General features: G+C 70.9%; 17 protein-coding genes. 8 read left to right on the top strand and 9 right to left on the bottom strand.

What is annotated here, in order from left to right; all coding sequences use genetic code 11:
- Positions 1-132: 132 nt before the first annotated feature.
- The 4 genes from ACI2L3_RS04610 to ssd all read right to left on the bottom strand — a co-directional run bounded on the left by ACI2L3_RS04610 (position 133) and on the right by ssd (position 4,134).
- The gene (locus tag ACI2L3_RS04610; RefSeq protein WP_404750835.1) at positions 133-555 is read right to left on the bottom strand and encodes a type II secretion system F family protein; all 423 of its coding nucleotides are present in this window, start codon (positions 553-555) and stop codon (positions 133-135) included.
- 413 nt (positions 556-968) lie between these two features.
- Entirely contained in the window at positions 969-1,817 is an 849-nt protein-coding gene (locus tag ACI2L3_RS04615; RefSeq protein ID WP_404751322.1) for a type II secretion system F family protein, read from the bottom strand.
- 8 nt (positions 1,818-1,825) lie between these two features.
- Positions 1,826-3,007 carry a TadA family conjugal transfer-associated ATPase gene (locus tag ACI2L3_RS04620; protein ID WP_404750836.1) on the bottom strand — a complete coding sequence of 394 codons (1,182 nt, stop codon included), beginning with the start codon at positions 3,005-3,007 and terminating at the stop codon, positions 1,826-1,828.
- Complete coding sequence (gene ssd / locus ACI2L3_RS04625; protein WP_404750837.1) at positions 3,004-4,134, bottom strand: septum site-determining protein Ssd; 1,131 nt, start codon at positions 4,132-4,134, stop codon at positions 3,004-3,006. Before ssd ends, ACI2L3_RS04620 begins: the two co-directional genes overlap by 4 nt.
- A gap of 521 nt (positions 4,135-4,655) precedes the next feature.
- On the opposite strand from ssd, the gene ACI2L3_RS04630 reads away from it, so the two are divergent.
- Positions 4,656-5,480, top strand: a complete 825-nt coding sequence (locus ACI2L3_RS04630) for an HAD family hydrolase (RefSeq protein ID WP_404750838.1) — start codon at positions 4,656-4,658, stop codon at positions 5,478-5,480.
- A 359-nt stretch (positions 5,481-5,839) separates the two neighbouring features.
- On the opposite strand, the gene ACI2L3_RS04635 is transcribed toward ACI2L3_RS04630, so the two are convergent.
- Positions 5,840-6,655 carry an oxidoreductase gene (locus ACI2L3_RS04635; RefSeq protein WP_404750839.1) on the bottom strand — a complete coding sequence of 272 codons (816 nt, stop codon included), beginning with the start codon at positions 6,653-6,655 and terminating at the stop codon, positions 5,840-5,842.
- A 101-nt stretch (positions 6,656-6,756) separates the two neighbouring features.
- Here ACI2L3_RS04635 and ACI2L3_RS04640 point away from each other — a divergent pair, with 101 nt between their 5' ends.
- Entirely contained in the window at positions 6,757-7,737 is a 981-nt protein-coding gene (locus tag ACI2L3_RS04640; RefSeq protein ID WP_404750840.1) for an ATP-binding protein, read from the top strand.
- 19 nt (positions 7,738-7,756) lie between these two features.
- On the opposite strand, the gene ACI2L3_RS04645 is transcribed toward ACI2L3_RS04640, so the two are convergent.
- On the bottom strand, positions 7,757-9,028 hold the full coding sequence (locus ACI2L3_RS04645; RefSeq protein ID WP_404750841.1) for a hypothetical protein: 1,272 nt from the start codon (positions 9,026-9,028) through the stop codon (positions 7,757-7,759).
- Positions 9,029-9,325: 297 nt separating this feature from the next.
- Between ACI2L3_RS04645 and ACI2L3_RS04650 the strand changes: the two genes are divergently transcribed.
- The 6 genes from ACI2L3_RS04650 (at position 9,326) to ACI2L3_RS04675 (ending at position 17,431) form a co-directional block, all read left to right on the top strand.
- Positions 9,326-11,683: a bifunctional SulP family inorganic anion transporter/carbonic anhydrase gene (locus ACI2L3_RS04650; RefSeq protein ID WP_404750842.1), complete on the top strand. Its 2,358-nt coding sequence runs from the start codon at positions 9,326-9,328 to the stop codon at positions 11,681-11,683.
- A 201-nt stretch (positions 11,684-11,884) separates the two neighbouring features.
- The gene (acs, locus tag ACI2L3_RS04655) at positions 11,885-13,846 is read left to right on the top strand and encodes an acetate--CoA ligase (protein WP_404750843.1); all 1,962 of its coding nucleotides are present in this window, start codon (positions 11,885-11,887) and stop codon (positions 13,844-13,846) included.
- Positions 13,847-14,228: 382 nt separating this feature from the next.
- Positions 14,229-15,635, top strand: coding sequence for a Na+/H+ antiporter NhaA (gene nhaA, locus ACI2L3_RS04660; RefSeq protein WP_404750844.1), 1,407 nt, complete (start codon positions 14,229-14,231; stop codon positions 15,633-15,635).
- A 52-nt stretch (positions 15,636-15,687) separates the two neighbouring features.
- Positions 15,688-16,185, top strand: a complete 498-nt coding sequence (locus tag ACI2L3_RS04665) for a phage holin family protein (RefSeq protein ID WP_404750845.1) — start codon at positions 15,688-15,690, stop codon at positions 16,183-16,185.
- A complete protein-coding gene (locus ACI2L3_RS04670) occupies positions 16,182-17,123 on the top strand; it encodes an alpha/beta fold hydrolase (RefSeq protein WP_404750846.1) in 942 nt (313 codons plus the stop codon). The genes ACI2L3_RS04665 and ACI2L3_RS04670 overlap by 4 nt, the downstream gene beginning before the upstream one ends.
- 119 nt (positions 17,124-17,242) lie before the next feature.
- Positions 17,243-17,431: a hypothetical protein gene (locus tag ACI2L3_RS04675; protein WP_362999345.1), complete on the top strand. Its 189-nt coding sequence runs from the start codon at positions 17,243-17,245 to the stop codon at positions 17,429-17,431.
- A 30-nt stretch (positions 17,432-17,461) separates the two neighbouring features.
- On the opposite strand, the gene ACI2L3_RS04680 is transcribed toward ACI2L3_RS04675, so the two are convergent.
- The 3 genes from ACI2L3_RS04680 to nth all read right to left on the bottom strand — a co-directional run bounded on the left by ACI2L3_RS04680 (position 17,462) and on the right by nth (position 20,565).
- Positions 17,462-18,667: a MarP family serine protease gene (locus ACI2L3_RS04680; RefSeq protein WP_404750847.1), complete on the bottom strand. Its 1,206-nt coding sequence runs from the start codon at positions 18,665-18,667 to the stop codon at positions 17,462-17,464.
- A 49-nt stretch (positions 18,668-18,716) separates the two neighbouring features.
- Positions 18,717-19,376 carry an NUDIX hydrolase gene (locus tag ACI2L3_RS04685; protein WP_404750848.1) on the bottom strand — a complete coding sequence of 220 codons (660 nt, stop codon included), beginning with the start codon at positions 19,374-19,376 and terminating at the stop codon, positions 18,717-18,719.
- A gap of 154 nt (positions 19,377-19,530) precedes the next feature.
- The gene (gene nth / locus ACI2L3_RS04690) at positions 19,531-20,565 is read right to left on the bottom strand and encodes an endonuclease III (protein WP_404750849.1); all 1,035 of its coding nucleotides are present in this window, start codon (positions 20,563-20,565) and stop codon (positions 19,531-19,533) included.
- Between the last annotated feature and the right edge of the window lie 228 nt (positions 20,566-20,793).

Raw genomic sequence — 20,793 nt, forward strand, 5'->3', positions numbered from 1 at the left:
CCGGCGTCCGTGTTCAGCAGTCGCCTTCGACCCCGCCAGTCCCGCCGACATGTCCGTTTCGGCTCGCGCATCAGTCGCCCCCGCATTCCAATCTCCTTCGGATTCAGGTCACTTGTTCATTGCCTCAGTCGCTCAGCCCGCGCTCAGCAGCCCCTCCGCCAGCCCGATCACCACCGGTAGCACTCCGACCGCCACAAACGCCGGCAAGAAGCACAGGCCCACCGGGGCCGTCATCAGGACCGCTGCTCGTCTCGCCGCGGCCGTCGCCGTCCGGGCCCGTGCCGCCCTGACGTCCGCGGCCAGGCGGGCCACCGGGTCCGCGGCCGGTGCTCCGGACTCGCCCGCCCGTTCCAGAAGACGGGCCAGTGGGGCGGCGCCGGGTATGGCGCCCAAGTGCCGCCAGGCGTCCGCCGGTTCGGCGCCCAGCCTCACCTCCGCCGCGCCACGTGCCAGCCGCTCGCCGACCGGGCCCTGCAAGGACTCCCCGACCGCTTGAGCGGCCGCGACCGGGCTCGCTCCGGCTGCGACACACGCCGCCAAGAGGTCTGCGGCCAAGGGGAGTTGTCGTGAGGCTTCTGCCGCCCCAAGCGTTCCGCCGGGTGTCCCGGCCAAGTCCTGAATGCACGCCCGTTTTCGCTGTCTGTGTCGCCTGACGACATACCCGACAACCGCTCCGGCCAGCAGCCCCGGCACTCCACCCACCAGGACGTACACCGCACTCGCCGTACCACCCAGAAGGAGCCATTCCCGTGTCTCCCGCGACCCGAGCGACCGTCGTGTCCGTTGCGGCCTACGGAGAGCGAGGGCAGGTACTGAAACAGGCGCGGATCGCTGCTGTACGCCCACGGTCAGGGCCCTTGCCGCTCGGCGCCGCACCACCCTCTCGCGTCGCGCAGCCAGCGCCGTCAGTGCGAGCCAGAGCACGGCCGCGACTTCCCACACGGTCACCCCCAGCCTGTGGACAACGTTCACCGCTCCTCCGCCCCTCGTACGATCCGCAGCGCCCACCACACCCCGAGGCCCTCCAGCACTCCGCCCGCCGCCAGGCACGCCAGCCCCGGTCCGGTGTGGAGCAGCACCCGTAGCGGCTCCGCTCCCAGTGCGCTGCCCATCAGCAGCCCCAGCACCGGCAGACCGGTGAGCATCACGGCGGTCGAGCGGGCGCCCGCCAACTGGGCCCGCAGGTCGGAGCGCTGGTCCCGCTCGGCGCGCAGTGCGCCCTCCAGCCGCTCCAGTCCGGCGGCGAGCCCCGCGCCGCGGTCCACCGCCACCCGCCAGCACGCCGCGAGCCCCAGCAGCCCTTCGGCGCCCGGCTCCCGAGCCGCCTGTCGCAGCGCTCCCGGCACGTCCCCGCCGAACCGTGCCGCCGCAAGCACCGCACTGCGAGCCGCACCGGCCCCCGCCCCCGCGTCGGCGACTTCGGCCAAGGCCAGTCGCAGTGACTCCCCGGGCTGTCGCCCCGCCCGCACCTCGCCCGCGATCCCTCCGCACAGCGCGATCACCGCATCGCCCCGGCGCTCCCGCTCCCGAGCGGCGTCCCGGACCCGCCGCACGCGCGCCGCGACCGGCACCCCGGCCGCGCCCATGACCAGCGGCACCACGGACTCCCCCAGCAGCGCGACGACCGCTCCGGCAGCCACACACCACCATTCATGGCGCACCCGGCCGCCTCCTGCCGCGACCATGCGGCGCCAGGGTCGAGCTCGGGCCGGGCCCGGTACCGCACTCGCGAACAGCGATCGTGAGCGTCGAGCCTCGTGGTTCCACCGGCCCAGCAGCCAGACCGCGCTTCCCGCGCAGAGGGCCGAAGCCCACATCGAGGTGTTCACCGGTTTTCACCCCACGCCCCGGCCTCGGTCGCCAACAGCGAGTTCAGCCGCTCCCAGCCCCGCTCGCGGGTGAAGGCCTTCTCGCCCCAGCACAGCGCCGGCACGGTGACGACCAGGCCAGAGTCGGCCCGCTCCAGCACGTGCACCTCGGCGATCCGGCGGCGGCCGGCCCGGTCCCGTACGAGATGGATCACCACCGACAGCGCGGCCGCCAACTGGCTGTGCAGAGCGGCCCTGTCGAGACCGGCAGCCGTTCCCAGGGCCTCCAGGCGGGCGGGCACGTCCGACGCAGCGTTGGCATGGACCGTTCCGCAGCCGCCCTCATGTCCCGTGTTCAGCGCGGCCAGCAGATGCACCACCTCCGCCCCCCGCACCTCACCGACGACCAGCCGGTCGGGACGCATGCGCAGCGCCTGCCGCACCAGGTCGTCGAGGCCGACGAGGCCCGCCCCCTCTTGGTTCGCGGGCCTGGACTCGAGGCGCACCAGGTGGGGGTGCTCGGGCTTCAACTCCGCGGAGTCCTCCGCGAGTACGATCCGCTCCTTGGCGCCGACCAGACCGAGCAACGCGCTCAACAGGGTCGTCTTGCCGGTGCCGGTGCCCCCGCTGATCAGGAAGGACAGCCGGGCGTCGAGGAGGGCCCGCAGGATCCGGTCGCCGCCGGGCGGGACCGTCCCTGCGGCGACCAGTTCCGTGAGGGTGAAGGCGCGGGGCCGCACGACCCGCAGGGAGAGACAGGTCGAGCCAACGGCCACCGGTGGCAGTACGGCGTGCAACCGGGTGCCGTCCGGGAGGCGCGCGTCCACCCAGGGCCGCGCGTCGTCGAGGCGTCGCCCCGCAGCGGCCGCGAGGCGCTGGGCGAGCCGCCGCACTGCGGCCGCGTCCCGGAACGTGACGTCCGTGAGCTCCAGGCCGCCGCCCCGGTCCACCCAGACCCGGTCGGGTGCGCAGACCAGCACATCGGTCACCGAGGCGTCCGCGAGCAGCGGCTCCAGGGGGCCCGCGCCGACCAGTTCATGACGCAGTTGCTCCGCGGCGCCGAGGACTTCGGTGTCTCCGAGCACCCGGCCCTGGGCGCGCAGCGCTTCGGCCACCCGGGCCGGGGTCGGCTCCGTGCCGCTCTCCGCGAGCCACTGCCGCACTCCGTCCAGCATCCGGGCGCCGACCACCGCGCTCATACGCCCCCTCCCGCGGCGTCGGCCGGCAGCCGGTCCCAGAAGGCGGTGCAGAACCGCGCCAGCGGCCCGCGCGCGGCTCCCCCGGGCGGCGATCCCGTGGCCACCGCCGCCGCGAGCCCGGCCTCCCAGGGCACTTCTCCGGCGAGTGGCAGCCCGAGCAGGCGCGCGACCTCCTCGGAGTCGAGCCCGCCGGACCCTCCGGGCGCCGCACCCCGGGCGACCACCACCCGCAGATCCCGCAGCACCGCTCCCGCGGCCGATGCCACCCGGTGCGCGCCCGCCACCGCGCGCAGTTCGGGAGGCACCACCAGGAGGCCGAGATCCACCTGTGCCAGCGCCTCCGCGGCCGTCTCGTCCACCCTGCGGGGCAGGTCCACGATCACCGTGCCGCCGCGCCTGCGGGACGCCGCGACGACCGCGCGCACGGCTTCCGGGGCGATCGTGACCGCCTCTCCGCGGTCCCAGCTCAGGACCCGCAGCGCATGCAGTTCCGGCAGCGACTCCTCCAGCGCTCCACCGCCGACCCTGCCCCGTGAGGCGGCGAAGGCCGGCCACCGGAGCCCGTCGGCGCTCTCACCGCCGAGGAGCACGTCGAGGCCGCCGCCCAGCGGGTCGGCGTCGACGAGCATCGTGCGCCGCCCCACACGCGCCGCCGTGACCGCGAGGGCGCAGGCCAGGGTGGAGGCCCCGGCGCCGCCGCGGCCGCCGATGACCCCGACGGTCAGCGCGGGGCGTCCGGCGCCCTCGGCCACGTCGGCGATGCGGTCCACGAGCCACTGCTCTCCGTCGGGCAGCCGCAGCACATGGTCGGCGCCGATCTCCACCGCCCGCCGCCACACATCGGGGTCGTCCTGGTCCCGGCCGACCAGCACCACGCCACGCCGTCGCACGGCGCCCCGTACCCGGTCCGCCGCGTCGTCCCCGACCAGGACGAGCGGGGCCGAGTCCCAGCCGGTCCCGCGGCCGGGACCGCCGTGATGCACCTCGGGCAGCGCTCCCGCCGCGGCGCACAGCCGCAGCAGGTCGTCCAGCAGCTCCACGTCCTCCGTGACGATCAGTGGTCCGCTCTGCCGCCCACCGGCCGGCGCGGACCTGCCACGTGTACTGACTCCACCCACGATCTCCATCCCCCTCTCACCCCGAGCACGCTGTGAATGCCGCGTCCCGCATCGGCGAAGAACCGGGCAGGCAATCCGGCCATGGACTTCGCGAGCGGAACGGGCGGAATCAGCGTGCGGTGCCGCGGGAAATCGTGTGGATCTTGGTCAATAACTGTGGACAAGGCGATGGCTGTGAATATCCCCATCACCCATACCGGTGACATCCCACGGCGTTCATGGGACTTCCGCAGAGCAGCGTCACGGCTACGTACAGTGACGGATCATGGTCGCCACGGAAAACGGTCGAGGCGGAGAAAAGAGCGGCTCAAGGGCCGGAAGAGGATCAACGGAGGGTTCAAAAACCCATCCGGACATGCGACGACCCCCGCCGGGGGGGAGAGCGGGGGTCGTCCCCACGGTCCGACTCGGGGGGGGAGGAGCCAGACCGGGTTAGCACGGTCGCGAACGATCCGTGACTTCCATGGTGTACCCGAGAGCCTTCTCAGGCAAACCCACGCGCCTCAGCTTACGCCGAATGGTGGGCGCCTATGCTCGGCCTCGTGGAAAACCACTCCCTGCCCCGCACCGCCGCGTTCTTTGACCTGGACAAGACGGTCATTGCGAAGTCGAGCACGCTCACCTTCAGCAAGTCGTTCTACCAAGGCGGCCTGATCAACCGCAGAGCCGTGCTGCGCACCGCATACGCGCAGTTCGTCTTCCTCGCCGGCGGCGCCGACCACGACCAGATGGAGCGGATGCGCGAGTACCTGTCCGCGCTGTGCCGCGGCTGGAACGTGCAGCAGGTCAAGGAGATCGTCGCCGAGACCCTGCACGACCTGATCGACCCGATCATCTACGACGAGGCGGCGTCCCTCATCGAGGAGCATCACGCCGCGGGCCGCGACGTCGTCATCGTCTCCACCTCGGGCGCGGAGGTCGTCGAGCCGATCGGCGAGCTCCTCGGCGCGGACCGGGTGGTGGCGACCCGCATGGTGGTCGGGGACGACGGGTGCTTCACGGGTGAGGTGGAGTACTACGCGTACGGGCCCACCAAGGCGGACGCGATCAAGGAGCTCGCCCAGTCGGAGGGGTACGACCTCGACCGCTGTTACGCCTACAGCGACTCGGCGACGGATCTGCCGATGCTGCAGGCCGTCGGGCACCCCTTCGCGGTCAATCCGGACCGCGCGCTGCGCCGCGAGGCCCTCACGCGCGCGTGGCCGATCCTCGACTTCCACCGACCGGTCCGCCTGAAGCAGCGGCTGCCCGCCCCACCGCGGCCGGCCCTCGTCGCGGCGGCCGCGGTCGGCGCCGCCGCGGCCACGGCGGGTCTCGTCTGGTTCGCCAGCCGACGCCGCCCGGCCGCGAGCTGAGCACGGAAGAAACAGGCCGGACGCATATGCCTGATTCGCTCCTGTTTGAACCTAAAAGTAAAGAAGTGTGGCCAGCACTTCCGCTTACCTCAGGACAGGAGTACAAAGGAGTCAACGGCCCGCGAGACCAAGGACATCCGAGAGGATCACCTTTAAACGCAGCAAAGGCCCCACGGACCGAAGCATGAACACCGAGCACCCACGCGACGTCGACCCGTCGATTACGGGCCAGCCGCACCAGGTGACGGGCAATGTTCCCGACCTGATGGGCAACACTTCGAGGACGCTTGGTAACCCGGTGAACATGCCAGCGGCGGTACGGATTCCGTACCGCCGCATCCCTTTGTGCCGCGCCGCTCCTATGCCGCGCCGCGCTGCAGCGCCTCGCACACCGCCGCCGATTCCCTGACGCCGAGTTCGACCGCCTTGCCGCAGTGGGCGATCCAGGCGGCCATGCCCTCCGGCGTGCCGGACGCGTAGCCGTCGAGAGCCGCTACGTAGGCGGCCCTGCCCAACTCCGCGTGGCCCGCCTCGGCCGGGCAGATCGACTTCGGGTCGAGGCCGCTGCCCACCAGGACGATGCGTTCGGCGGCCCGCGCGACCAGGCCGTTGTGCGAGCCGAAGGGGCGCAGGCTGAGCAGTTCGCCGTGGACCACGGCCGCCATCACCAGAGCCGGTGCCGCGCTCCCCGCGATGATCAGCTGCGAGAGCCCCTCAAGGCGGCCCGCCACCTCGTCCGCGTCCGGCAGGGGCAGCTCGATCAGCGGTTCCTCGACGGGCTCGCCCGCCAGCCTCGGCCGCCCCGCGCCCTCCACGGAGTCCGCCGCCGCGACCAGGTGCAGGCGCGCCAGGACCCGGAGCGGCGACTGACGCCAGATGGAGAGGAGCTGCCCGGACTCTGCGGTCAGCCGCAGGGCCGCGCCCACCGTGCGCGCCTCACCGTCGCCGCTGAAGTCGGTGCGCCGACGCACCTCCTCGAGCGCCCACTCGGCGTCGGCGAGCGCGGCGGAGCCACGGGCGCCGCGCAGTGCCGCCTCGGAGGTGATCTCGTTGCTGCGGCGCCGCATGATCCGGTGCCCGTAGACCCGGTCCACGGCCTTGCGCACGGAGTCCACGGAGTCGGCCACGCCGGGCAGTGCGCCCAGGGCCGCGAGCGGATCGGCTGTCGTACTCATGAGTACGACCCTACGTACTTCTGGGTCCGGCTCCACGAAGGAGTGGTCTTCTTCACGCGGGCCGAGCACTCGGCGTAGGCGAGCCGCTACGCTTTGTGGTTATGAAAATCGCTTTCGTAGGGAAGGGCGGCAGCGGCAAGACCACGCTGTCCTCGCTCTTCATCCGCCACCTCGCCTCGACCGGCGCACCCGTCATCGCGGTGGACGCCGACATCAACCAGCACTTGGGCCCCGCGCTCGGCCTCGACGAGGCGGAGGCCGCCGAGCTGCCCGCCCTGGGCGCCCGGCTGCCGCTGATCAAGGAGTACCTGCGGGGCTCGAATCCGCGCATCAGCTCGGCGGACACCATGATCAAGACGACGCCTCCCGGCGAGGGCTCACGGCTCCTGCGGGTGCGCGAGGACAACCCCGTGTACGAGGCGTGCGCCCGGCCCGTGGAACTCGACGACGCCACGGTGCGTTTGATGGTCACCGGGCCGTTCACCGAAGCCGACCTCGGTGTCGCCTGCTACCACTCCAAGACGGGAGCGGTGGAGCTCTGCCTGAACCACCTGGTGGACGGCCGCGACGAGTACGCGGTCGTGGACATGACCGCCGGCTCGGACTCCTTCGCCTCCGGCATGTTCACGCGCTTCGACATGACGTTCCTGGTGGCCGAGCCGACGAGGAAGGGGGTCTCCGTCTACCGCCAGTACAAGGAGTACGCACGGGACTTCGGCGTCAGCCTCGCCGTCGTCGGCAACAAGGTGCAGGGCCAGGACGACGTCGACTTCCTGCGCGAGCAGGTCGGTGACGACCTCCTCGTGACCGTCGGGCACTCGGACTGGGTGCGTGCCATGGAGAAGGGCCACCCGCCGCGCTTCGAGCTCCTGGAGGAGGACAACCGCCGGTCCCTGCGGGCGCTCCAGGACGCCGTCGACGCCTCGTACGAACGACGTGACTGGGAGCGGTACACCAGCCAGATGGTCCACTTCCACCTGAAGAACGCGCAGAGTTGGGGCAACGAGCGGACGGGGGCCGACCTGGCTGCCCAGGTCGACCCCGCCTTCGTACTGCGTGAGCGTATGACCGCCACGGCCTGACCGGGCCGCAGGCGCGGGACTACTGCTTGAGCGCCGGAGCGCCCGGGACCCCCTTCGGGGCCGGCGCGGGCTGGGCGGAGAGGAACGCCGCCCAGCCTTGCTTCGGCGCCTTGCCGACCCGCAGTCCGGTCAGCTTCTTCAGCGTCTTCGGGTCCTGCGCGTCGAGCCAGTCCGCGAGTTGGCGGAAGGAGACACAGCGCACGTCGCGCTTGGTGCAGACGGCCTCGATGGTCTCCTCGACGGCGCGCATGTAGGTGCCGCCGTTCCAGGACTCGAAGTGGTTGCCGATGATCAGCGGCGCGCGGTTGCCGCGGTAGGCGCGGTCGAAGCCCTGGAGCAGGCCGTCACGCATCTGGTCGCCCCAGTACTCATGCATGTCCGGGTCGCCGTGCGAGGTCGAACCGGACTGGTTGACCATGAAGTTGTAGTCCATGGTGAGCGTCTCGAACTTGCGGCCCGGGACCGGGACGAGCTGCATCGACAGGTCCCACAGCCCCTCCTTCTTCTTGGGCCAGACCTGGTCGTTCACGCCGCTGGTGTCGTAGCGGAAGCCCAGCTCCCCGGCGGCCCGCATGAAGTTCTTGCGGCCTTCGAGGCACGGGGTCCGGGCGCCGATCAGTTCCTTGTCGTAGTCGAAGGGCAGGGGCTTCGCCTTCTTCATGCCCGTGTTCGTCTTCCAGGCCTTGACGAAGGACTTGGCCTGCCGGATCTCGCTCTTCCAGTCCTTGACGGACCACTCGCCCACGCCGCGGCCCTTGCCGCAGAAGTGGCCGTTGAAGTGCGTGCCGATCTCGTTGCCCTCGAGCCAGGCGCCGCGGAGCTGCTCCACGGTGTCCTTGATCCCGCCCCGGTCATTGAAGCCGATGTCCGAACTGCCGGTCGTGTGCTGCGGCGGTTTGTAGAGCCTGCGCTTCTCCTCGGGGAGCAGGTACACGCCGCTGAGGAAGTACGTCATCGTCGCGTTGTTCCGCTTGGCCACCTCGCGGAAGTGGGAGAACAGCTTCTGGCTGTCCTCGCCCGCCCCGTCCCAGGAGAAGACGACGAACTGCGGGGGCTTCTGGCCCGGTTTCAGGCGGGCGGGTCTCGGCAGGTTCGGCTGCTTGCCGGTGAAGGCCGTGGAGCCGTCACCGATCATGCGGACGGCGCTCTTGGGCGCCGGGGCACCGGCCGCCTTCTTCGCGCCGTGAGCGCCTTCCTTCGCACCGGTGCTTCCGTCGGCGCAGCCGGACAGTGCCGCCGCACACGCCGCCAGGGCGGTGAGGCTCGCGGTGATCCTCCGGGTGGCGGCCATGTTCCGCCCACCTGCTTTCCGTACGAGTCGGGTCATATCACGCCGAAGTTCGCACGGGGTTCGATAACCGATGTTTCGACAAGCCGATTAAATTTTTTATTCACTCATCAGGGTGACTAATTGCACCATTTGCGCCGAAAGTCCTCCCGGATCCTTTACTCTGGATTACGGTTCGTTTACCGAGAGTTGAGAAATCCCGCCGCTGTCACGCCGTGACCCACGGCCGCGATCTGCCCTCCGGAGAACTCCGGAGGACCCCTTGTCCGCGACCGCGCTGCCCCGGAGGAGACGGGAACCATGTCTGCCTGCGTCACTCGCACCACCGACTCGGCTCACCCGCCACGCGACCACGAGCCCCACGCCCCGCCACCCGGCAAGCGATTCCGCATCGCGGGGGCCGACCTCTCCGCGTCGGTCGCCGTATTCCTGATCGCGCTGCCGCTGTCCCTCGGCATCGCCCTGGCCACCGGCGCGCCGCTCCAGGCGGGACTCGTCGCCGCGGCCGTCGGCGGCATCTTCGTCGGCGCGCTCGGCGGATCGCCGCTCCAGGTCAGCGGCCCCGCCGCCGGGCTCACCGTGGTCACCGCCGACCTCATCCACCAGTACGGCTGGCGGACCACCTGCGCCATCACCGTCCTCGCCGGCCTTGCCCAACTCGGCCTGGGGTGCCTGCGCGTGGCCCGCACGGCACTCGCCGTCAGCCCCGCCGTCGTGCACGGCATGCTGGCCGGCATCGGCGTCACCATCGCCGTCGCCCAACTGCACATCGTGCTCGGCGGCACCCCGCAGAGCGTCGTGCTCGACAACCTCCGGGCGCTGCCCGCGCAGCTCGCCGATCTGCATCCGGCCGCCCTCACGATCAGCGTGCTGACGCTGGCGATCCTGCTGCTCTGGCCGCGGATCCCCGGCCGTGCGGGGCGCATGGCCCGCGTCATGCCCGCGGCCCTCGTCGCCGTCGCCACCGCGACAGCCGTCTCCTCGCTCGCCCGGCTCCACGTCGACAAGGTCGACCTGCCGTCCTGGCGCAGTCACGCGCTCGTCGGACTGCCGGAAGGGCCCGCGCTGGGGCTCGTCGCGGCCGTGCTCACGATCACGCTGGTGTGCAGCGTGCAGTCACTGCTCGGCGCCGTCGCCGTCGACAAGGTCGTCGCCGGGCAGACCGAGCTGCACCCGGGTGTGCGCCGCTCCGACCTCGACCGCGAACTGCTCGGCCAGGGCTCGGCGAACATCGTGTCCGGAGCGCTCGGCGGGCTCCCCGTCGCGGGCGTCGCGGTGCGCAGCATGGCCAATGTGCGCGCCGGCGCCGTCAGCAGGAACTCCACGATGCTGCACGGCGTTTGGGTAGTGGTGGCCTCGCTGCTCCTGGTGCCCGTCCTGGAGCTGATCCCGCTCGCGGCCCTCGCCGCCCTCGTCATGGCCGTCGGCATCCAGATGGTCAGCCTGAACCACATCCGGACCATCACCCGCCACCGCGAGATCGTGGTCTACGCCGTCACCACCCTCGGCGTGGTCTTCCTCGGCGTCCTCGAAGGCGTGGCACTCGGCGTCGCCGTCGCCGTCGCCGTCTCGCTGCACCGGCTCGCCCGCACGCGGATCACCCACTGCCAGGACGCCGAAGGCGTTCATCGCGTGCGCGTGCGCGGGCAGTTGACGTTCCTCGCGGTGCCGCGGCTCAGCAAGGCGCTGCACCTCGTCCCGCACAAGGCGGACGTCATCGTGGAGCTGGACGGCTCCTTCATGGACCACGCCGCGTACGAATCGCTGCAGTGCTGGCAGGACTCGCACACGGCGCACGGCGGCAGCGTCGAGATCACCGGCCGCTCCGGGACCCGCATCGCCGAGCCCGCCAGCTCCTCGCACTCCTGCTGCAGGCCCTGGGCCCCGTGGCGCAACCACCACTGCGACCGGCCGCAGGAGGGGCAGCGGGACGAGCGGGCGGTGCGGCGGCCCAGTGGGCACCAACTGGCCAGCGGGATCAGTGCTTTCCAGCGGAACACGGCGCCTCATGTGCGCGGCGAGCTCGCCAGGCTCGCGCGCGAGGGGCAGCAGCCCGCGCAGCTCTTCCTGACCTGCGCGGACTCCCGGGTCGTCACGTCGATGATCACGTCGAGCGGGCCGGGTGACCTCTTCGTCGTCCGCAATGTGGGGAACCTGGTGCCGTTGCCGGGTGCCGAGAGCGGGGACGACTCGGTGGGCGCCGCCATCGAGTACGCGGTCGACGTGCTCCAGGTGCGGTCCATCACCGTGTGCGGGCACTCCGGGTGCGGCGCCATGCAGGCGCTGCTCAGCGCCCCGCCCGGCGGCGCCCAGACACCGCTGAAGCGGTGGCTGCGGCACGGGCTGCCGAGTGTGGAGCGGATGGGCGCGCAGGACAGGGCGTGGGCGCGCCTTGCCGGACGGGCGCCCGCCGACGCGGTGGAGCAGCTCTGTCTCACCAATGTGGTGCAGCAGCTGGAGCACTTGAAGGCCCACGAGTCGGTGGCGCGCCGGCTCGCCGAGGGCGATCTCGAGCTGCACGGCATGTACTTCCACGTCGGTGAGGCGCAGGCGTACCTGCTGACGGAGGGCACCGGCCTCGAGCCGCTGCCGGACGAGGTCTTCGACCAGGTGTCCGCCACGGGGCAGGACGAAGCGGAGCGGACCCCTTCGGGGTAGCTCCCGGCAGCCCCGGACCCTTCGCCTGTTGCCAAGCAGGGGCAATACGCCGGTCTCCCGTCATGACACACCGAACCCCCTGTATTTACCGGGTGCCGAGTGCCAGGATCGGCAGGGGGTTGACCAACCTTCTTCAGGGCCTAAATATTGGTCTAAACCACGCCGGGCCCGGTGTGTCATCCGCATGTTGGGAGCTTGCACATGAGCGAACGTCCGTCCATCGCCAACATGTTGAAGGAGGAGCGTCGCTTCGCGCCGCCGACGGAGCTGGCAGCCGCGGCCAACGTCACGGCGGAGGCGTACGAGCAGGCCAAGGCCGACCGGCTCGGTTTCTGGGCCGAGCAGGCCCGCCGGCTGACCTGGGCCACGGAGCCGACGGAGACGCTCGACTGGTCGAACCCGCCGTTCGCCAAGTGGTTCGCCGACGGGAAGCTCAACGTCGCGTACAACTGCGTGGACCGCCACGTCGAGGCGGGCAACGGCGACCGTGTCGCCATCCACTTCGAGGGTGAGCCCGGTGACAGCCGGGCCATCACCTATGCCGAGCTCAAGGACGAGGTCAGCCGCGCGGCCAACGCCCTGACGGAGCTGGGGGTGCGGAAGGGCGACCGCGTCGCCGTCTATCTGCCGATGATCCCCGAGGCCGTCGTCGCGATGCTGGCCTGCGCCCGCATCGGCGCCGCCCACTCGGTGGTCTTCGGCGGCTTCTCCGCGGACGCCATCGCCAAGCGCATCGAGGACGCCGACGCCAAGGTCGTCATCACCGCCGACGGCGGCTACCGCCGGGGCAACCCCTCCGCGCTCAAGCCCGCCGTGGACGAGGCCGTCAGCCGCGTCGACGGCGTGCGCCACGTCCTGGTGGTGCGCCGTACCGGCCAGGACGTTGCCTGGACCGAGGGCCGCGACGTGTGGTGGCACGAGGCCACGCAGAAGCAGTCCACCGAGCACACCCCCGAGGCCTTCGACGCGGAGCACCCGCTCTTCATCCTCTACACCTCGGGCACCACCGGGAAGCCGAAGGGCATCCTGCACACCTCCGGCGGCTACCTCACCCAGGCGGCCTACACCCACCACGCCGTCTTCGACCTCAAGCCGGAGACCGACGTCTACTGGTGTACGGCCGACATCGGCTGGGTCACCGGCCACTCGTACATCACGTACGGCCCGCTGGCGAACGGCGCGACGCAGGTGATGTACGAGGGCACCCCCGACACCCCGCACCAGGGCCGCTTCTGGGAGATCGTCCAGAAGTACAAGGTCACCATCCTGTACACGGCGCCCACGGCGATCCGCACGTTCATGAAGTGGGGCGACGACATCCCCGCGAAGTTCGACCTCAGCAGCCTGCGGGTGCTCGGGTCGGTCGGCGAGCCGATCAACCCCGAGGCGTGGATGTGGTACCGGAAGAACATCGGCGCCGACAAGTGCCCCATCGTGGACACCTGGTGGCAGACCGAGACCGGCGCGATGATGATCTCCCCGCTGCCGGGCGTGACCGAGACCAAGCCGGGCAGCGCCCAGCGCGCCCTGCCGGGCATCTCCGCCACCGTCGTCGACGACGAGGCGAACGAGGTGCCGGACGGCGGCGGTGGCTACCTCGTCCTGACCGAGCCGTGGCCGTCGATGCTGCGCACCATCTGGGGCGACGACCAGCGGTTCATCGACACGTACTGGTCGCGTTTCGAGGGCAGGTACTTCGCCGGTGACGGCGCGAAGAAGGACGACGACGGCGACATCTGGCTGCTCGGCCGGGTGGACGACGTGATGCTCGTCTCCGGGCACAACATCTCCACCACCGAGGTCGAGTCGGCGCTCGTCTCGCACCCGGCGGTCGCCGAGGCGGCGGTCGTGGGCGCGGCGGACGAGACGACCGGCCAGGCCATCGTGGCGTTCGTGATCCTGCGGGGCACGGCGAGCGCCGAGGACGAGGGGCTCGTGGCGGACCTGCGCAACCACGTGGGCGCCACGCTCGGCCCGATCGCCAAGCCGAAGCGGGTCCTTCCGGTGGCCGAGCTGCCGAAGACCCGGTCCGGCAAGATCATGCGGCGGCTGCTGCGGGACGTCGCGGAGAACCGCGAGCTCGGTGACGTCACGACGCTCACCGATTCGTCCGTGATGGACCTCATCCAGACGAAGCTGCCGAGCGCGTCGAGCGAGGACTAGGGCGTGTCTTTTGGATCGGTCCGGTCAGCCCGCGGCGTCTGGTGCGGTGGATCGCAAGGCGGAGCATCGCCCGCGGACCGGGTGTCCGTGGGTGATGCGACAACGCCGCGAGGCGCCGTGCCAGACGCCGCGGGCCCGGGCTGATCCGAAAGACACGCCCTAGGCCTAGCCGTACGACGAGAAGGGCACCCGGCGCCAGGCGCGCCGGGTGCCCTTTTTGCACTTAGGGTGAAGATCACTGGATTCGTCCGGGCGTACGTTAGGTAAGCTAAGGATCGCGTCAACATCGCGACAAGATGACGCGACGAGAAGTACCAAGGTGCGCCGGGAAGTCTGGTCGGCATGTGCTCAGCCCTGCCTACCCGACCGGAGGTCGACTCACGTGTCCGCGCCCATACGCAGCACCGACAACCAGCGCAAGTTCCTCGGACGCCTCTCGCTCCCCGAGCGCAACTTCGTCGCGGAAGCCCTGCGCGCCGAGACCGTCGGCGGCATGCTGCTGCTCGTCGCCGCCGTGACCGCGCTGATCTGGGCCAACACCGCCGGCGGCTCCTACGACTCGGTACGCGGCTTCCACCTCGGCCCCGCCTCGCTCGGGCTCGACCTCTCCATCCAGCACTGGGCGGCCGACGGCCTGCTCGCCGTCTTCTTCTTCGTGGCCGGCATCGAACTCAAGCGCGAGCTGGTCGCGGGTGACCTGCGCGATCCCAAGGCGGCGGCGCTGCCCGTCGTCGCGGCGCTCTGCGGCATGGCGGTGCCCGCGCTCGTCTACGTCCTCACCAACACCCTCGGCGGCGGTTCCCTGGACGGCTGGGCCGTCCCGACGGCGACCGACATCGCCTTCGCCCTCGCGGTCCTCGCGGTCATCGGCACCTCGCTGCCGTCCGCGCTGCGCGCCTTCCTGCTCACCCTCGCCGTCGTCGACGACCTCTTCGCGATCCTCATCATCGCGGTCTTCTTCACCAGCGACCTCAACTTCGCGGCGCTCGGCGGCGCCGTCCTCGGCCTCGCCGTCTTCTGGCTGCTGCTCAGGAAGCGGGTGCGCGGCTGGTACATCTACGTTCCGCTGGCGCTCGCCATCTGGGGCCTGATGTACAACAGCGGCATCCACGCCACCATCGCGGGCGTCGCCATGGGCCTGATGCTGCGCTGCCACAAGGAGGACCCGGGCGAGGAGCACTCCCCCGGCGAGCACATCGAACATCTCGTACGCCCCCTCTCCGCGGGCCTGGCCGTGCCGCTGTTCGCCCTGTTCAGCGCCGGCGTGGTCGTCTCGGGCGGCGCGCTCGGCGACGTCTTCACCCAGCCGGAGACGCTGGGCGTGGTCCTCGGCCTGGTCATCGGCAAGGCGGTCGGCATCTTCGGCGGCACGTGGCTCGCGGCCCGCTTCACCAAGGCCGAGCTCAACGACGACCTGGCGTGGCCCGACGTCTTCGCGGTCGCCTCGCTGGCCGGCATCGGCTTCACCGTCTCGCTGCTGATCGGCGAACTCGCCTTCACCGAGGACCCGCTGCTCACGGACGAGATCAAGGCGGCCGTGCTGGCCGGTTCCCTCATCGCGGCCGTGTTCTCCGGGATCCTTCTGAAGGTACGTAACGCCAAGTACCGCAAGCTGTGGGAGGACGAGGAGCGCGACGACGACCTCAGCGGTGTACCCGACATCTACGAGATGGACGATCCGGCGTACCACCTCCGGATGGCCGCCATCTATGAGAAGAAGGCCGCGGAGCACCGAAGGCTTGCCGAAGTCCCGGGTGGGGAACGCGAGGATGGCAACGGTCCGGCATGATCTGAGCAGACATATCTCAGAAGAGATCAGAAGAGAAAAAGGGGAGAACGCGATGAGCTCACCCGACGGTCCTGTCGGCGCCGAGCGCACCCTCGGCCAGCTGGTCGCCACGGCGACCGGTGAGATGTCCGCACTGGTGCACGACGAGATCGCACTGGCCAAGGCCCAGCTGCGTCAGGACGTCAAGCGCGGCGCGATCGGCGGTGGCGCGTTCGCCGCGGCCGGCGCGGTCCTCATCTTCTCGCTGCCCATGCTGAGCTTCGCGCTCGCCTACGGCATCCGTACCTGGAGCGGCTGGAACCTCGCCGTCTGCTTCCTGCTGTCCTTCGCCGCCAATGTGCTGGTGGCCGGGCTGCTCGCGCTGATCGGCGTCGTCTTCGCGAAGAAGGCGAAGAAGGGCAAGGGCCCGCAGAAGGTCGCCGCTTCGGCCAAGGAGACGGCCGCCGTACTGGGGAACGTCAAGCCGCACCCCCGTGCCGTGAGCCCTGCGGGTACTGTCGACGTCCGAGTCGGTGAGGCGGGGGCCACTGTGGCACGCTCGTCCTCATGACGGACCCTGCCACCCCATCGGCCCAATCATCCGCCTCGGTCGTACGCATCGAGGGCCCCTGGACCCACCGGGACGTGGCCGCGAACGGCGCGCGGTTCCACATCGCCGAGATGGGGGACGGGCCACTGGTCCTCCTCCTGCACGGCTTCCCGCAGTTCTGGTGGACGTGGCGGCACCAGATGGTGGCGCTCGCCGACGCGGGTTTCCGGGCCGTCGCGATGGACCTGCGGGGGGTGGGCGGCAGCGACCGCACGCCCCGCGGCTACGACCCGGCGAACCTCGCGCTCGACATCACCGGCGTCGTGCGCTCCCTCGGCGAGCCGGACGCGGCGCTCGTCGGGCACGACCTGGGCGGATATCTGGCGTGGACGGCGGCCGTGATGCGGCCCAAGCTGGTGCGCCGCCTCGCCGTCTCCTCGATGCCGCATCCGCGGCGCTGGCGTTCGGCGATGCTGTCGGACCGCAAGCAGACCGCGGCCGCTTCGTACGTGTGGGGCTTCCAGCGGCCGTGGGTTCCGGAGCGCCGGCTGGTCGCCGACGACGGTGCCCTGGTGGGACGGCTGGTGCGGGACTGGTCGGGGCCGCGGCTGCCGGACGACGAGGCGATCGAGATGTACCGGCGGGCCGTGTGCATCCCCTCGACGGCACACTGCTCGGTCGAGCCGTACCGCTGGATGGTGCGGTCGATGGCGCGCCCGGACGGCATCCAGTTCAACCGGCGCATGAAGCGTCCGGTGCGGGTGCCGACGCTGCACCTGCACGGTTCGCTGGACCCGGTGATGCGCACGCGGAGCGCGGCCGGCTCCGGCGAATACGTCGAAGCGCCGTACCGCTGGCGCCTGTTCGACGGCCTCGGACACTTCCCGCACGAGGAGGATCCGGTGGCGTTCTCCACGGAGTTGGTGAACTGGCTGAAGGACCCCGAGCCCGACCGCTGAGGCGGTGACTTGGGCGTGCTGCGAACACCAGTCCTACGAACGCCAATTGCCTCGCGCATAGGCCAATTGGGGCCCCTGCGCGCGGTTACCGACCTTGGGGCGCGGGCACACGTCGGGGTATGGGCTGGACGCACGACTACAGTGACGTAGCACGCAATCGCCGCTCGGCCGCAGTGCTGAACAACCACGAGAGGGGCGGGTCGCAGGATCCGGGCCGGCACGGCCCCCCTCAAGCGATGGGCATCCCCCGCATTCTCCGCCGGAGGGCCCGCTGGGTCTCCGCGCGGCTTCGGCACACGCGCGACTGACCCCGCTCTCCGGGCCCTCCCACCGCCGTCCTAGAGGGCGCAGCCCTGGCTGTCGACCTCCTGGTTGGCGGTGCGGCCCCGCTCGATGTCCTCGCGCACCTCGTCCGTCGTCAGCACGTACCCCGTGTCGGGGTCGTCGAGGGACTTCGCGAAGACCACGCCGTAGACCTTGCCGTCGGGCGTGAGCAGCGGGCCGCCGGAGTTGCCCTGGCGGACCGTCGCGTAGAGCGAGTACACATCACGGCGCACGGTGCCGCGGTGGTAGATGTCCGGGCCCTTGGCCTGGATGCGGCCGCGCACACGCGCGGGACGGACGTCGTACGGCCCGTCCTCGGGGAAGCCCGCGACGATGGCGCCGGCACCGCTGGGCGCGTCCTTCGACGTGAACCGCAGCGGCGGCGCCTTCAGCGTGGGCACGTCCAGTACGGCGATGTCCCGCTCCCAGTCGTAGAGCACGACCTTCGCGTCGTACACCTGGTTCTGATCGCCTATCTGGACCGTCGGCTCGTCCACGCCGCCGACCACGTGCGCATTGGTCATCACGCGGCGGTCGGCGAAGACGAAGCCGGTGCCTTCCAGGACCTTGCCGCAGCTGCGGGCCTCACCGCGGACCTTCACGATGGAGCGCTTGGCCTCCGTGGCGACCTTGCTCTTGGCGAGCTTGGGGTCCGGGGGCCGCACGTCCTTGATGGGCTCGTTCGAGAACGGGCTGAAGACCTGCGGGAAGCCGTTCTGCGCGAGGACCGACGAGAAGTCGTTGAACCACGTGTCGGCCTGGCCCGGCAGCGCGCGCGAGACCCCGAGGAGGACCTTGGAGTTGCGCACTTCCTTGCCGAGCGTCGGCAGCGTCGTCCCCGCGAGGGCCGAGCCGATCAGCCAGGCGACGAGGAGCATCGCCACGACGTTCACCAGCGCGCCGCCCGTCGCGTCCAGGGCGCGGGCGGGCTGCCAAGTGATGTATCTGCGCAGCTTGTTGCCGAGGTGGGTGGTGAAGGCCTGGCCGATCGAGGCACAGACGATCACGATGACGACAGCCACCACCGCCGCGGTCGTACTCACCGTCGCCGCGTCGTCGTCCTTGACCGCGTCCCAGATGATCGGCAGCAGATAGACGGCGACGAGGCCACCGCCAAGGAATCCGATCACCGAGAGGATGCCGACCACGAAGCCCTGGCGGTACCCCACGACCGCGAACCACACGGCAGCGAGCAGCAGCAGGACGTCCAGCACGTTCACCGATTCAATCCTCGCCTCGCGTCGCGGTCGCCCATTCCACGCAACCTTGTCATGCGTGCCAGTCGAGCGGGACCCGCCTGCTGCGGTCCCAGGGGCGCTCCCAGCCCGCGAAGTGCAGGATTCTATCGATCACGCCCGCGGTGAAACCCCAGACCAGGGCGGACTCGACGAGGAACGCGGGGCCGTGGTGGCCCCGGGGATGGACCGCCGTCGCCCGGTTCGCGGGGTCCGTGAGATCGGACACGGGGACCGTGAAGACCCGCGCCGTCTCGTTCTGATCGACGGCGCCCACCGGCGTCGGAGTGCGCCACCAGCCGAGCACGGGCGTCACGACGAAGTTGCTCACCGGGATGAAGAGGCGGGGCAGCACGGCGAAGAGCTGGACGCCCCGGGGGTCGAGCCCCGTCTCCTCCTCGGCCTCGCGCAGAGCGGCGCGCAGCGGGCCTTCACCCTGGGGATCGCCGTCCACGGGGTCGAGGGCGCCGCCGGGGAAGGAGGTCTGGCCCGCGTGCGAACGGAGGGACCCGGCGCGCTCCATCAGCAGCAGCTCGGGGCCTTTCTCGCCCTCTCCGAAGAGGATGAGTACGGCGGACTGGCGGCCGGCGCCGCTCTCCGGGGGCAGGAAGCGGCTCAGCTGGAGCGGCTCGACGGTCTCCGCGGCGTGGACGACAGGGTCGAGCCATGCGGGCAGGCCTGCGGTGCTGAGCATGGGGCTGCCGTTACTTGTGCTTGTACTTGTGCTCGTACTGGTATGGGTGTTGCTGGTCGTGCTGTCCGTCGTGTCGCTCGCGTGCGTCATCGGCACCCCCGTCCGTCTCTGGACAACGCTCTTGGCCCTGTGGTTCGTTCCGCTCCGAGGCGCCTCACTCCGCGGCGAGCGGCGGGGCCGGCTTGCCCGGGTAGTCCGGCGGCGGCTTGAGGCGCTGGCCCGGGAAGCCGCCCTTCTCGTACTTCAGCAGCTTCCGCGCCTTCTCCGGGTCCGTCTCGCCCTCCCCGTACGCCGGACAGAGCGGGGCGATCGGGCAGGCGCCGCAGGCGGGCTTGCGGGAGTGGCAGATGCGGCGGCCGTGGAAGATCACCCGGTGCGAGAGCATCGTCCACTCGCTCTTCGGGAAGAGCGCGGCGACGGCCGCCTCGACCTTCTCCGGGTCGGTCTCCTCGGTCCACTTCCAGCGGCGGACCAGCCGACCGAAGTGGGTGTCCACGGTGATGCCCGGGACGCCGAAGGCGTTGCCGAGGACGACGAACGCGGTCTTGCGGCCCACGCCGGGCAGCTTGACGAGGTCGTCCACGCGGCCGGGGACCTCGCCGCCGAAGTCGTCCCGCAGGGCCTTTGCCAGGCCCATGATCGACTTGGTCTTGGCCCGGAAGAAGCCGGTGGGCCTGATCAGCTCCTCGACCTCCTCGGGAACGGCCGCGGCCAGGTCCTCCGGAGTCGGGTACTTGGCGAAGAGGCGCGGCGTCGTCTGGTTGACCCGCAGGTCGGTCGTCTGGGCGGAGAGGACCGTGGCGACCAGGAGCTCGAAGGGGTTCTCGAAGTCAAGCTCCGGGTGGGCGTACGGATACACGTCCGCGAGCTCGCGGTTGATCCGGCGGGCGCGGCGGACGAGGGCGGTGGAGGGCTTCGGGGGCGCCGATGACTTCGGGAGGGTGCCGGCCGTGGCGGCCTTCTTGGCCGGAGTCTTCTTGGCCAGGAGCTTCTTCGCCGGGGCCTTCTTGGCCGGGGCCTTCTTCGGCGCTGTCTTCTCGGGCGCGGTCTTCTTCGCCGCCGTCGCCTTCTCCGGCGCCGTTTTCTTCGCCGCGGTCTTCTTCGCCGTCGCCTTCTTCGCCGTCGCCTTCTCCGGCGCCGCCTTCTCCGGCGCCGTCTCCGTCGCGTTCTGCGCGTTCTTCGCGTTCACAGGGCCGACCTCTTCGCCGGGGACGTCAGGGGAAGCTGTCCGTTTTGTCGCTTTGCCGGGAGGGTTGGACGCATGTTCGCCCACAGCGGAATCGCGGGGGGCGGCCACCGGCCCAGCCCCCTCGGCCTGTGCTCTCACCGGCTTTTTGGACACCCGGCCAGCCTAGAGCCCGGCACCGACATCCGTCCTTGACCCCATGGATCGGCCCCCAATTGGCCCCCTCCCGCA

The sequence above is a fragment of the Streptomyces sp. NPDC029674 genome, assembly GCF_044903205.1.
Taxonomy (GTDB): Bacteria; Actinomycetota; Actinomycetes; order Streptomycetales; family Streptomycetaceae; genus Streptomyces.